Origin of the sequence: Thalassospira sp. HF15 (assembly GCF_011806525.1) — a bacterium.
Lineage (GTDB): Bacteria > Pseudomonadota > Alphaproteobacteria > Rhodospirillales > Thalassospiraceae > Thalassospira.
In genome coordinates this window covers 618,219-631,624 of the sequence record NZ_JAAVKI010000002.1, presented here as the reverse complement: position 1 = coordinate 631,624, position 13,406 = coordinate 618,219, and the positions used below count along the sequence as shown (strand labels likewise).

Annotated in this window: 9 protein-coding genes; 2 read left to right on the top strand and 7 right to left on the bottom strand. The window is 56.4% G+C overall.

Features of this window, described 5'->3' with window-relative positions:
- Positions 1-32 precede the first annotated feature (32 nt).
- Genes addA through tsaE form a run of 5 tightly spaced genes read right to left on the bottom strand, consistent with a single transcriptional unit; the run spans position 33 to position 9,010 of the window.
- Positions 33-3,497 (bottom strand): double-strand break repair helicase AddA, encoded by a 3,465-nt coding sequence (gene addA / locus HED22_RS06470; RefSeq protein WP_167720292.1) that lies wholly within the window; start codon positions 3,495-3,497, stop codon positions 33-35.
- On the bottom strand, positions 3,494-6,655 hold the full coding sequence (gene addB, locus HED22_RS06465; protein WP_167720290.1) for a double-strand break repair protein AddB: 3,162 nt from the start codon (positions 6,653-6,655) through the stop codon (positions 3,494-3,496). Before addB ends, addA begins: the two co-directional genes overlap by 4 nt.
- Positions 6,655-7,416: a nucleotidyltransferase family protein gene (locus tag HED22_RS06460; RefSeq protein ID WP_167720289.1), complete on the bottom strand. Its 762-nt coding sequence runs from the start codon at positions 7,414-7,416 to the stop codon at positions 6,655-6,657. Before HED22_RS06460 ends, addB begins: the two co-directional genes overlap by 1 nt.
- On the bottom strand, positions 7,413-8,537 hold the full coding sequence (locus HED22_RS06455) for an aminoglycoside phosphotransferase family protein (protein WP_167720287.1): 1,125 nt from the start codon (positions 8,535-8,537) through the stop codon (positions 7,413-7,415). The genes HED22_RS06460 and HED22_RS06455 overlap by 4 nt, the downstream gene beginning before the upstream one ends.
- A complete protein-coding gene (gene tsaE, locus HED22_RS06450) occupies positions 8,534-9,010 on the bottom strand; it encodes a tRNA (adenosine(37)-N6)-threonylcarbamoyltransferase complex ATPase subunit type 1 TsaE (RefSeq protein WP_167720285.1) in 477 nt (158 codons plus the stop codon). Before tsaE ends, HED22_RS06455 begins: the two co-directional genes overlap by 4 nt.
- Positions 9,011-9,251: 241 nt before the next feature.
- On the opposite strand from tsaE, the gene HED22_RS06445 reads away from it, so the two are divergent.
- Positions 9,252-10,274 carry an NAD(P)/FAD-dependent oxidoreductase gene (locus HED22_RS06445; RefSeq protein WP_175581125.1) on the top strand — a complete coding sequence of 341 codons (1,023 nt, stop codon included), beginning with the start codon at positions 9,252-9,254 and terminating at the stop codon, positions 10,272-10,274.
- Between the two features lie 36 nt (positions 10,275-10,310).
- Positions 10,311-10,709, top strand: coding sequence for a GFA family protein (locus tag HED22_RS06440; RefSeq protein WP_167720281.1), 399 nt, complete (start codon positions 10,311-10,313; stop codon positions 10,707-10,709).
- 6 nt (positions 10,710-10,715) lie between these two features.
- Here HED22_RS06440 and HED22_RS06435 read toward each other — a convergent pair whose 3' ends face one another.
- Both HED22_RS06435 and lepA read right to left on the bottom strand, forming a co-directional pair.
- The gene (locus tag HED22_RS06435; RefSeq protein WP_167720278.1) at positions 10,716-11,174 is read right to left on the bottom strand and encodes a heme-degrading domain-containing protein; all 459 of its coding nucleotides are present in this window, start codon (positions 11,172-11,174) and stop codon (positions 10,716-10,718) included.
- Positions 11,175-11,305: 131 nt separating this feature from the next.
- Positions 11,306-13,111 (bottom strand): translation elongation factor 4, encoded by a 1,806-nt coding sequence (gene lepA, locus HED22_RS06430; protein WP_167720276.1) that lies wholly within the window; start codon positions 13,109-13,111, stop codon positions 11,306-11,308.
- Positions 13,112-13,406 lie beyond the last annotated feature (295 nt).

Below are 13,406 nucleotides of genomic sequence, written 5' to 3'. Positions count from 1 at the left end.
GCACAGCGCAGAGTCGATACCAGTCGATAACATTAGCCAAATGTCAGAATATGATCGGGCAACTCCACCATCCACGGTCCGTTGGTCCAGAGGATGAAGCACCTGACCTTTTTACCCGGATACATCTGTGCCAGAGCCGCGCGATAGATCGACATCTGGCGGCGATAGGCACGCGGTGTATCTTCGACATTGCGCGGCGGCGGACGATTGGTTTTGTAATCAACAATCATCACTTCATCGCCGCGCACGACAAGCCGGTCAATCTGGGCCGACACCACATCGCCGCCCACGATGCCCACCAAGGGCACCTCGGCCCGTGATCCGGGCGCAAAGACCGGGGCGAAGGCCGGGTTATCAAAAATGCCCAGCGTTTCATTGGCGATTTCAAGCTGCTGGTCGGCCTCAAGGGCATGGACAGGCTGGGCAAGGAAACGCTCGGCGGCCTTGCGACGGGACTGTTTCGGAAGATCTGGCAGCAGTTCCAAAAGCTTGTGGATCAAAAGGCCTCGTTTGAAGCTTTGTCCCTGATCGCCCCCCAGTGGCGATTGAACCGCCGGCTCGTCTTCCAGCGGTCGACTGGGGGCGAGTGGTTTGGGCGGGAAGGATTCGGCTGGTGCAACTGCCCGGATCAAATGACGTTTCGATGATTGTTTTGAATCCGAAACATCTTCTGTGCGATCCGGTTTTGGCGCCTGGCTTTGATCGGTTTCCCACACCCAGCCTTCGCCGTCCCAGCCCGATCCGGAATAGGCCGAAAGATCAATCTGGGCCGGTTTGGCGTAGCCTTCCATTGCCTGTTGACACAGATTGTACCAGCAATGCTCAGGTGCCTTGCGCCGCCCCTGCCAACCGCAGATATACAGCCGGTCTTCGGCGCGCGTCAGCGCAACATACAGCAGGCGGTTATATTCCTGATCACGTTTGAGCGCGATATTATCGCGCAGGCGCGCAACAATATCGGTTTCAAGTGCCACACGCGGCAACCAGAACATCAGATTACGATCTTCCTGCCAGAACAGGTTGGGGGCCTGTGTTGGCACCTGCATGGTATCAGGCAGGAAAACGATGGGCGCCTGAAGGCCCTTGGCGCCATGCACCGTCATGATACGGACTTCATCACGCCCGCTTTGTTCAAGATCACGCTTGATTTCGGCATCGCCTGCCATCAACCAGTGCAGGAACCCCTGCAGGGTGGGTGCATGATCGGCCTCATAGCCCATGGCAAGGTTAAGGAATTCGTCAATCGGGTCATTGGCCTCAATTCCCAGACGGCCAACAAGACGGGCACGCACACCGCGGGCTTCCTCGCCCCGACCGCCAAGCAGTTCGGCATAAAGTTCAAACGGGCGTTCGTAATCGACACGGCCCAGCCACTTGAACAGGAACGCATAGGCGCGTGCAAACGGGGACCCGTCTTCGACCACTGCGGCCTTTTCACGCAGCGCGTGCCACAGGGTTCTGGGCCGGTTATGGGCAATTTCAAACAGCTGATCGTCATCAAGGCCAATCAACGGGCTTTTAAGTACCTCGGCCAGCGTCAGGTCATCTTCGGGCATCAACAGGAAACGCCCGAACGCCACCAAATCCATCACGGCGAGCTGATCGGTGATCTGCATACGGTCAACACCGGCGACCGGCACGTTGCGTTCTTTCAATGCCTTGACGACCTCATCGACAAACGCGGTACGACGGCGCACAAGGATCATGAAATCACCCGCGCGTACCGGACGGCCACGCGATGTCAGGATTTCCTTTTCATCAATCGCATGGCGGATGCGCCCGGCAATGACACGCGCCAGCCTGATTTCCGGGTCTTCCAGACGAACGATGCGGGTTGGCGGCGTCCATGGATCTTCGGGGGTGCGTTCTTCGGGTTCGACCGCCGGCCAAAGTTCGATCCGCCCCGCCTGCCCGACACGAAACGGACTGTGCAAAACGTCATCGCCCTCATCGCCGACACCTTGCCGCGCAACCGGGCCAGCAAAGACGCGATCCACCGTACCCAGCACCGCATCGGTCGAACGGAACGAGATGTTCATCGGGACTTCGCGCCAATCGGCAGCAATTTCACGCGCTCTTTCGCGGAAATAGCGGCGCATGTCAGCAAACTTTTCCGGATCAGCCCGCTGGAAGCTATAGATCGATTGTTTGGCATCACCGACGGCAAAGATGGTGCGCGGCTTATCGGCATGACGACCGGCATCGATAAAGAATTCCTCGGCCAGAATACGCACCACTTCCCACTGTTCGGGGTTGGTGTCCTGCGCCTCGTCAATCAGGACGTGATCAAGGCCTTCATCAAGCTTGAACAACACCCAGCCGGCAATCCCGGCCTGACGTTGCAAAAGCTGCAAACTGGTCAAAATAAGGTCATCGTAGTCAAGGCGAGCGTGCAGGGCCTTTTTGGTGGCGTAGCGATCCAGCATCGCATTGCCGATGGTAATCAGGGCCGATGTCGCACCGGCCATGGCGGCCGCCTTGCGCTGACGGTCCACCTCAACCAGACGCGCGCATTCCTGTTCAAGCGCATCGGCGCCCATCGGGTGGTTTTCGGCGGCATCCTTCGTGATCAGCTTGTCAAAGGGCTTCCCTTTTTCAGTGAAGAACACTCGGATGTAGTCGTTAAAAACAACTACTCGATCTTCAACAGTCGTCTTTTCAAGGAATTGAGCAAGTCCGGGCACCCGCTTGAGGTCGCTTTTTTTCCCGGACTCAAGAGCTGCTAGACCTCGCAATAAGCCGTCTCGATCAAAAGCATCATCCGAAAGCGCACGACGTAATATCTCCTCGTCATCCAAACCCATAGGCACACCAAGTGCTTTATAGACTGCTTGGTGCATTCGGTTGGAGCCGCCATGACTGTGCAACATGCGCTTCAGCCGCCCACGCTCCCGAGCGAGTTCCCGCATCAAATCGCCGAAGGCACCTTCACCGACTTGAGCCGTCACTACTGCAAGGGATCGAGCAAGCTGATCATCCCTTCCTGTACGAGCATATGCGAGAACTTCTTCCTGTACCGCAGCCATAGTTTCGTCCGCTGTACGGTCGTCCATGATTTCAAAATGCGGTGCCAAACCGGCTTCAAGCGGGAAACGACGCAACAGCGATTGACAGAATGCGTGAATGGTCTGGATCTTCATTCCGCCCGGCGCATCCAGCACGCGGGCAAAAAGCTGGCGGGCACGGATGGTTTCATCGGCACTGGGTGCTACACCGGCAAGATTGGCAAGATCAGCCTGAAGATCGCGATCCTCCATCGTCGCCCACAGACCCAATCGTTCATTGACACGGTTGGCCATTTCGGCCGCCGCGGCCTTGGTGAAGGTCAGACACAGAATGCGATGCGGCTCAGTACCCGACAGCATCAGGCGCAACACGCGATCTGACAGGACCTTGGTCTTGCCGGCGCCCGCCGAGGCCGACACCCAGACCGATGCTGTCGGATCAGACGCATTGCGTTGCAGGACGTTGGGATCAGTTTCACGCATTTCGGTCATGATTCATCCCCTTCGCCAACATCCTGTTTTTCCTGGATATTAGCGCTATCATCAACATCCTCGCTGCCCATCCATTCACGCAGGCGGGCGAGATGGACATAGTCGGAATATTTCGGTGCGTGATCAGGATGAGGAACACTGAGATAGGGCGTATCGGGATCGGCAAAGGCCGCAGCAAGCCCATTAACCCCGTCCACCGCCGCGTGTGCCAGTTCGGCCGGAGTGGTTTTCAAACTCTTGGCGTCCAGTTCTTCAATTTTTCCTGCTGGGTCACCGCCGGAGAGCTTCCAAAATGCCAAACTGGCCGGAGGCCCCGCAGGCACGTCGCCAAAGCCCCCCGTTTCAGCAATCGCCGCTTCGAGCGGCAATTGAGGGGCAAAACCGCTCACTACATCTTTTTTCGCAGGTACTTGGCCGGTTTTATAATCAATGATCGCAATCCCGCCATCGCGCAGCTGATCAATGCGGTCGGCACGGGCATAGACCTGAAATCCACTGCTGGTATCAAGGGTTCCGGCTTGCTCGGTATAGGATATTCGTACGGCATCGCGCCTGGCGGCTTCGGTCTGGATGAACCATTTGGCGATGCGTTCAAATCGCGGCCACCAAAAGGCCCAAAGACCCGGACGGGCGGCAAGCGGTTTGAACACTTCGCGACCAATGATCAACAGTTCCTGTTCGCCGTTCGGCGGCAAATGGTCGGGATGTCGGGTAATGAACTGATCAAGGGCATCATGGATCAGGTTGCCGTAGTGAGCTGCACCAGGGTCTTCATCGACAGCATCAAGTTTGCGCAAGCCCAAGATATGGCGGGCATAAATGGCATAGGGGTCGCGCATCAATGTTTCGATCTGGGTGACCGACAGACGATCCGGGCGGGCTGATACGGGTGGTGTGGGGGCCGGACGACCAATTTTAACACGCATATCGGGTGCAGGTTCATCAATCAGATCGGCCAGTGCACGCCAGTCAGCGGCATCGGGTTTTTCCATCGAAACCTTGGATTTGCGCAGAATGTTTTCGATCCGCAGCAACCAGCGTGACGGTACGGTTGGCGTGCCTTCAATACGCAGCGCACGTGTCATCACCACATCGGGCGAACAAAACAGTTGCTGAAAATCATGTGCTGATTGCCCGACCCGGTGTTCAGGCGCTGGCAGTCCAAAATTGCGCCGCATCGGGCGGCTCATCCACGGATCTGCCCCGGCTTCGGGGGGCCAGACACCCTCATTGAGGCCACCCAAGATGGTCAGATCGGCTTGCTGCATTTGGGCTTCGACCGTGCCCCAGATAAACAGGCGCGGATGTTTGCCATAGCGCGGACGCACAGCCCGATCAGCCATCAGCGCATCCAGAAATGCGCCATACCGGTTGCCGGGCATTGATGCGAAATCGCCGAGTGCATTGAGCAATTCATGAACGAAATCCGCCAGCGCCTCGCCCGCTTCGCCGCGCCACAGGCGGTCTGCCCCGGTTTGGGTGTCGCTGGCGGCCAAAGCCTCGGCCGCGGTGATGTGACTGCGCAGCAGATGGACCGGCGCATGCACTTTATCACCGGTCAGATCTTCAATCGGATCCAGACAGGTTTTGAACCGCGCAACCAGATCGCTGAGCCGCGCATGATCATCGCGGATGCGTTCAATCCGACCGGTGACGCTGCCTGACCCGGAAGCAGAGAGACGTGCAATTGTCTCTTCGCACCAGCCATCAAGGGCGGTTTGCAAACCATCAAGTCCCGGGCCCGGCCGGGCACCACGCAGGACTTCCTTTTCCAGCAAACGCGTCAGAACGCGGAAGTTTTCCGGTGACAAACCTGCCGCTGACAACGGGTGCTTGAGCAATTCCAGCAGGGGAACAGGCGCAAATTCCTCCTGCACGGCGCGCACGACAAGGCGCAGATAGATCGCAGGTGCGGTGTCATGCAGCGGGATACCGGCCGAGTCATCAATTTCGACTTCCCACCGGCGCAGTTCGGTCGCGACACGGCGCGCCAAACCGCGATCCGGCGTCACCAGCGCGCAGGTTTTTTCGGGATGTTCCAAGGCCTCTCGCATCATAAGGGCGATCGTGGTCGCCTCTTCGCGTGCACCGGAACAATCGACACGCAAAACCCCATCCATGACTTCCGGCGCAAACCCGGTGATATGGCGCCAGTGATGGGTGGTTTTGGCCGGACGCAAGGCTTCGCGCGCCAAACGGCGGCGCTCAATCGTTGCATCGCTTTCGGCGTCAAGGGCGGGCCATGGCAGGACACTGTCGGCGTGGCGGCCGATATGGCCGAGCGTCTTGCCCAGAAGATGCTGCGGATGGGCGGCATCATCGGAAATCGCGGCCCAATCTTCGTGACTGAGCCCCGCCATCAGACCGGGTAGAACCACACGTCCCTGCGGCATTCTCAGCACCGCAGCCATCAAATCCCGTAAGGCGGGAAACGGGCCAGTAGAGCCAACAATCAGTACCGGTGTTTCGGGCGGGTTATCGGCCCAAAGATCAATTTGCGCCTTGATCAGGGCATTGCGCCGCATCGCCCGGTCACTGACATCCTGTGCTTCGAGAATACCCGGCCAATGCACGGTCAGGATCTGCAGGAATTCCAGGGTAAGCTGCCAGTGTTCGGCGAATTCTTCGGGGACCAGTCCCTTAAGGTCATCAAAGGCGCAGTTTTCGGTTTGCACCTGATCAAGAAAACGTGCGAGTTCCCCGGCAAGGCGGGCGGCCTGATCGGCGGTTGGCTTTTCACCACGGTGATCGGGACGGCCCATGATCAGCTGGGTCAGCAGCAATTTGCGCTGAAGATCGGGGATGGCCGGGGGCAGATCAAGGGCGGCTTGTTCGCCACCCGCACCATAGATTGCCAATTCATCTTCATCGGCCTCACCCAGCGGACGAATGGTCGGAAGCAGGGTCACAGCACCCTGTGATTGCCGCAAAAACGCATCGCGCATTACCTTGGCGGATCGGCGATTGGGCACCATCAAGACATAGTCCGGCAGGCGATCTGGCTGATCAGCGGTCTCAGTGATCAGTTGTTTGGCGATCAGATCGGCAAAGGCAACACCGGGCGGAATGAAAAACAGGTTTGAAGGCGGCGTAACATCACCGGCGAAGGATGCTTCGTCATAGTCGGGCGCGTCCAGGTTATCAAACAGGTCGGCCATCAAACTCCCCCGGATGCGGCTTTCTTGGCACGTTCAACCTCAAGCGCCTTGGCGATAACCGGTTCAGACTCTTTAAGCGCCTCTGGCGTGCCGATATGGAAATATCCACCATCATGGATCAAACCATAACACCGACCAGCCGCAAGCGCCTTGTCATAAACGACATTCAGCGACCAAGCCCCATCTGGCGTGCCTTCAAACAGATGCGGTGCCAAGACCTGCACGCCGGTAAAGAAATAAGGCGCCGAAGCCGCATCACCGCGCCGTTTCAACCGACCATCCACCTGCCAGAAGAAATCACCAGCCCCGTCATAACCATAACCGTCCGCCACCGGATACAGAGCGAGCAACGCATCCATGTGATCCGGGTCAAAGGCATTGATCAGACGATCAAATAACGGTTCATGGCCTTCGGTCCAGAAAACATCGGCATTGGCGATCAGGATGGCATCGTCACCCAGTTTGGGCAGCGCATTTTTCACCCCGCCCCCGGTTTCAAGCAGGTCCTCCTCGGGCGAGGTGACAATGGCGGGTGCGGTTCGCGTCGCAACGTGATCAATGATTTGCTGACCCAGATAATGCGAATTGACCACCGCCTGCGTGACACCGGCTCCTGCCAGCTTATCAAGCACATGATCAAGCATCGGCTTGCCCGCGACCGATATCAGCGGCTTTGGCATCGTATCGGTGATCGGGCGCATACGCTTGCCAAGGCCCGCAGCCAGAACCATGGCCTGTGCCTTTGTTTCCGGTGCGCTCATGATTGTGCCTCTGTGCCGGATGCGTGGTTGGTTTTGGCGAGTTGCGGGGCGGTGCGTGCTTCTGGTGGAATGTGGGCATCCACCCAATCCTGAAGCGCCGGTAGGTTTTCCGCGGCTCCGCGCAGGATCATGTCCCAGCAGCGCGGGATAAAATCGAAATAGCGTGTCTTTCCGGCCTTGATGGCAAGCCAGCCAAACCGGCCAAGAATGCGGAAATTGCGCACCATCGAAATTGCGACATAGGCCGTTTCGAAATCTGAGCGATCAATATCGGGGAACGCGGCAAGGTAAAATTCCTTCATCCGCGCTTCAAGGTCCGGCCCGATATCATGGCGGACATCACGCAGGAGCGATGCCAGATCATAGGGCCTTGGCGCAATGGCTGCGTCCTGAAAATCAATGATACCGCAATCATCACCGCCCTCGCCATTTTCGACCAGCATGAGGTTATCGACATGATAATCGCGATGAATGATCACCTCGCCCACCTGCCAACACAACGGTAAAACGGTTTCAAGAAGTTGATCAAAGGTGGTGCTTGCCGCGTCCCGCTTGACGCTATCTGTGATGATGAGTGGCAGATAATCGTTCTTGAAGCTTGCCAGCATCCGACGCAGGTTTTCCGGGCCATAACGCACCAGACCGCAATCCCTCATTCCGCCGCCATCGCAAAAGCGATGCAAGCTAATCAGTTGTTCGACAGCCCGCAGATAGAGGGCATCTTGCGTCATGCCGTCAAACATCGCACTGCCTTGGAGCGCCTCGGTAAAGGTGATGTCACCAAAATCCTCGATCAGGACCAGCCCACGCTTTTCGTCAGCCTCATAGATTTCCGGCACCCGCCAACCGGCCTGCTTGAACAGGCTTGTGGTTTGCAACACCGGGCTGACCGAGGCCGGGCGTTCGGGATTATCATGAATGCCATGCGGATCGACATGGATGGCAGTGGGCGGAAAATCCATCAGTAGGGCCGTGTCATGACGGCGTTCAAGGCGGAAATACTGCCGGGCCGAGGCATCATCGACCAACGGCATGACCTGTGCGCTCTGCCAGCCGCAGGTGACCAGAAAATCCTGGCGTTCGGCGTTGCGACGTTCCTGATCGGGGCTTGCGCGTTTCATGACGGGTTCACCACCAGATCATTGATCCGGGCCATCCAGTCATCACCATGCGGTTCCAGGGTAAACACACGACCATCAGGGGTTGATCCGGGTTCGATATGAATATCAAGCCGGTTTTCCGGGGTGAGATATTCCAGCCTGTCCGGCCATTCGATCAGGCTGACCGCATCTGAAAAGGCATCCTCTATATCAAGCTCGTGAACTTCTTCGGGATCGGACAATCGATACAGATCAAAATGCCAGACCGGCACGCGATCAAGTTCATAAATCTGCACCAGCGTGAAGGTCGGACTTGGCACTTCTTCGTGCGGGTTCTCGGCCACCGCCCGGATGAAGGCGCGGCAAAACGCACTTTTGCCCATGCCGAGTGTTCCGTGCATCAAAATCACGTCACCTGCCTTGGCAATTGTGGCAAGCTTTGCGGCAAGGGCTTCGGTCCCGTTCTGATCGCTGACAGTGACTGTCCTGGTCATGATGTCCGTCTTTTGAATGGCTCTTGCATTCTGTTTTAGGGGGTTGATGCAGCCTTTCGCAATGATTTTGCGAAAACGGTCGATGCTTGTGCGGCAAATCACGGCGCGCCCCCGGAAAAAGGCCAGTTTACATTGCGATATCGTGCCCCAGATGCTATCTGGCTCGTTAAGAAATCCCGCACACCGCCGGGCTTGGGGTCAGTACCCTACCCAAATTCGATTTTATTTGGATGGAATGAGTATGTCAGACGCATCGCATAGCACAGATATTGCCATTATTGGCGCAGGCCCGGTCGGGCTTTTTGCGGTTTTCGAAGCCGGTATGCTGGGGCTTAAATCCCATGTGATTGACGCGCTTGATATGGTTGGCGGCCAATGCAGCGCGCTGTATCCGGAAAAGCCGATCTTTGACATTCCAGCCCATCCGCAGATTGCCGGTCAGGACCTTATTCATCAGCTGGCCAAACAGGCCGACCCGTTCGACCCGACCTATCATCTGGGTCAGCAGGTCACCAAGCTTGAAAAACGCGATGATGGCCGTTTCACGCTGGAAACCACGGCGGGTACGGTGATTGATGCCGGTGCGGTTGTGATTGCGGCCGGTTGTGGTGCCTTTGGCCCGAACAAGCCGCCGATGGATGGCCTTGAAGATTATGAAGGATCGGGTGGCGTTCAGTATTACGTCAAACGCCGGGCTGATTTCGCTGGCAAGAAAGTCGTGATTGCCGGTGGCGGTGACTCGGCTGTCGACTGGGCATTGTCCCTGCATGATCTGGCCGCAAAGGTCATGGTCGTGCACCGTCGCCCGAAATTCCGTGCAGCCCCAGACAGCAGTGCCAAGCTGCAGGCACTGGCCGAAGCGGGCAAGATCGAGATGGTCATCCCCTATCAGCTTAAAGGCCTTAAGGGTGAAAACGGCATCCTGTCGCATGTGGTTGTCGCGACGCTTAAAGGCGAAGAACGCGAACTTGAAGCCGATCACCTTCTGCCGTTCTTTGGCCTTGCCATGGAACTCGGTCCGATTGCCGACTGGGGTCTTAACCTCGACAAGAACCACATTGGCGTCACCCAATCGACCATGGAAACATCGGTCCCGGGCATCTTTGCCATCGGCGACATCGCGACCTATGAGCACAAGCTTAAACTGATCCTGTCTGGCTTTGCCGAAGGGGCCAGCGCCATTCACGCCGCACGGTCCTATATGTTCCCGGACAAGGAATTCCATTTCGAATATTCGACCACCACGGGCGTTCCCAACGAATAACCCGACATTTGGTCAAAGTTTTCAAGGAAGCGCACCATGACCACAAAACATCCCGAACATCGAGGGGGCTGTCTTTGTGGCGCGGTGCGCTTTGTTGCATCCGGGGACCCGATTGGCGGCAATCACTGCCATTGTGGCATGTGTCGCAAGGATAGTGGTTCGGGCGTCTCGACTTTTGTCACGTTCCCGACCAATGCCGTCATATGGAATGGCAAACCGACGGACTATGAAAGTTCGCCCGGCAAATATCGCGGATTTTGCCCGAAATGCGGATCAAGTGTCACCTGGCGCAAGGGCGATGATGACGGTTTCATTGATTTCCGCCTCGGCACCTTTGATGATCCAAGCCCTTTCAGGGCCCAAAAGCATCTGTGGATGAGCACCGCGCTGCCCAGCTTTGAAGGCATTGATCCGGATATCGAGCATTTCGACTGACGTGTCTCAGATCGAGACACCAAGATGTTCGGCCAGCACCCCAACGATCATGCCGTGATCCTCGTGCGACGCCAGACCCGACACTGTAATCGCCCCGATCACGCCGACACCCGAAACGCGGATCGGGAAGCTGCCGCCGTGATCGGCATAGTCGGCAAAATCAATTCCGTGATCCGCCAAGGTTTTGCCCCCGGCTTTTAGTTCCGCGCCAAAACGCATCGAGCTTTGATGTTCACGTAGAACAAGATTGCTTTTGCGCCGTGCCCAGACATCGTTGGCCGGTTTGGCACCGGCCAGGGATGCGTGAAACAAGGTGCGATCCGGGGTGCGGATATTGATGACAACCGGGGCATTTTGGGCCTGCGCGATGCCCACCAGTTTGGAGCCGATTGACCAGACGGTGTCTTCATCAAAGCGGTCAAACACCAGAATGTCTTCCTGTTTGGCAAGCTGGTCCAAATCCATCGCACGGCTCCTATAAAATGGGTTGGTCTTCGACCATCCTTAACGCAGCAGGCAGGCCACTGAAAGCAGCAAAGAAAAAAGGCTGCACCCACAATCGGATACAGCCTTTGTTTCGATATCGTAATTTCGGCTTACTTGTCGTCGCCCATTTTAAGCGCGTTGATAAAGGCCGACTGCGGAATTTCGACCTTGCCGAACTGTCGCATCTTTTTCTTACCGGCTTTCTGTTTTTCAAGCAGCTTACGTTTACGCGAAACGTCACCGCCGTAACATTTGGCCGTCACGTCTTTGCGGAGGGCCGAGACGGTTTCACGGGCAATCACCTTGCCACCGATGGCAGCCTGAATGGCGATGCGGAACATCTGGCGCGGGATCAGGTCTTTCAGACGCTTACAGATTTCACGACCACGATGTTCCGCCGCCGAACGATGGACCATCAGGGCCAATGCATCAACGGGCTCTTCGTTGACAAGGATGGACACCTTGACCAGATCACTTTCGTCATAGCCCGCGATCTCGTAGTCGAAGCTGGCATATCCGCGCGAGATTGATTTCAGACGATCATAGAAATCAAACACCACTTCGTTGAGCGGAAGTTTGTAAACCGCCATCGCCCGGTTCCCGACATAGGTCAGGTCCTGCTGAACACCACGGCGTTCGGTGCAAAGGGTCAGGATCCCACCAAGATATTCATCCGGCACCATGATTGATGCCTTGATCCACGGCTCTTCAATCGCCTTGATCTTGGTGACATCGGGGAAATCAGCCGGGTTGTGCAGCATGATTTCTTCGCCCTTGCTCATGGTGATCTTGTAGGACACCGAGGGGGCGGTTGTGATCAGTTCAAGCTCGAACTCGCGTTCCAGACGTTCCTGAATGATCTCAAGATGCAGCAGGCCGAGGAAGCCACAGCGGAAGCCAAGACCAAGGGCAGTAGAGTTTTCCGGTTCGAACTGGAACGATGCGTCGTTGAGATGCAGCTTTTCCAGCGCATCACGCAGAACTTCATATTCACTGGTATCGACCGGGAAAATGCCACAGAACACCACCGGGATGGACGGCTTGAAGCCAGCCAGCGGTTTGGCACAGGGACGTTTTTCCTCGGTAATCGTGTCACCGACTTCGCATTCGGCAACGGTTTTCATACCGCAGTTGATAAACCCGACTTCACCCGGGCCCAGTTCGTCAAGCGCAAGCGGTTTTGGCGTAAACACACCGACGCGATCAACTGTGTGGGTGACCTTGGCATTCATGAAGCGAATTTTCTGACCCTTTTTAAGGGTGCCTTCCTTCACGCGCACAAGAATCATCACGCCAAGATAGGCATCATACCAGCTATCAACCAGAAGGACTTCAAGCGGCGCATCCGCATCCCCGGTTGGTGCCGGCAGACGATGGACAAGTGCCTCAAGAACATCAGGGACACCAAGACCGGTTTTGGCGGAAATCATCACCGCGTCAGAAGCATCAATGCCAATGACTTCCTCGATCTGTTCCTTGACCCGATCAGGTTCGGCGGCTGGCAGATCGACCTTGTTCAGGACCGGAACGATTTCATGATCGTTTTCAATCGCCTGATAAACGTTGGCAAGGGTTTGTGCCTCAACACCCTGGGCGGCATCGACCACCAGAAGCGATCCTTCGCAGGCGGCCAGCGAGCGTGACACTTCATAGGCAAAGTCAACGTGACCCGGCGTATCCATCAGATTGAGCGTATATTCCTGCCCATCCTTGGCGGTGTATTTCAAACGCACAGCCTGGGATTTGATGGTGATGCCACGTTCACGTTCGATATCCATCGAGTCGAGAACCTGTTCGGCCATCTCGCGGTCCGTCAGCCCACCAGTCAAATGAATCAGACGGTCGGCAAGGGTCGATTTACCGTGGTCGATATGGGCGATAATCGAAAAGTTACGAATGTTCTTAAGGTCAGTCATTTTTGGCTGCTTCTGGCACTAAAATTGGCTGGCATTTCGCCGCGTGGCACATTTGTTTCGAAACGGTGTGATCACCCTTTATCCGGCTAATCAAAAACGCACAAATCGAAAGTCTTTGCATTGTACCCTGCCACGTCTGCCAGCCGTTTTTCGGCAGCGACGTCAGGTCAGATCGCATCATTGATGCGAACAGGGACAATCAGACAACACGTTTTGCGCGATCATTGCATCCTTCGGGAAATCGGTTTTGTCATTTCCCGGATCAATCACCAGCGGGTTTATAGGGGTTTTTGCG

Bases quoted from the DNA above. Each gene is read 5' to 3' on its own strand.
- addA (WP_167720292.1), bottom strand. From the start codon at position 3,497: ATGACCGAAATGCGTGAAACTGATCCCAACGTCCTGCAACGCAATGCG.
- addB (WP_167720290.1), bottom strand. From the start codon at position 6,655: ATGGCCGACCTGTTTGATAACCTGGACGCGCCCGACTATGACGAAGCA.
- HED22_RS06460 (WP_167720289.1), bottom strand. From the start codon at position 7,416: ATGAGCGCACCGGAAACAAAGGCACAGGCCATGGTTCTGGCTGCGGGC.
- HED22_RS06455 (WP_167720287.1), bottom strand. From the start codon at position 8,537: ATGAAACGCGCAAGCCCCGATCAGGAACGTCGCAACGCCGAACGCCAG.
- tsaE (WP_167720285.1), bottom strand. From the start codon at position 9,010: ATGACCAGGACAGTCACTGTCAGCGATCAGAACGGGACCGAAGCCCTT.
- HED22_RS06445 (WP_175581125.1), top strand. From the start codon at position 9,252: ATGTCAGACGCATCGCATAGCACAGATATTGCCATTATTGGCGCAGGC.
- HED22_RS06440 (WP_167720281.1), top strand. From the start codon at position 10,311: ATGACCACAAAACATCCCGAACATCGAGGGGGCTGTCTTTGTGGCGCG.
- HED22_RS06435 (WP_167720278.1), bottom strand. From the start codon at position 11,174: ATGGATTTGGACCAGCTTGCCAAACAGGAAGACATTCTGGTGTTTGAC.
- lepA (WP_167720276.1), bottom strand. From the start codon at position 13,111: ATGACTGACCTTAAGAACATTCGTAACTTTTCGATTATCGCCCATATC.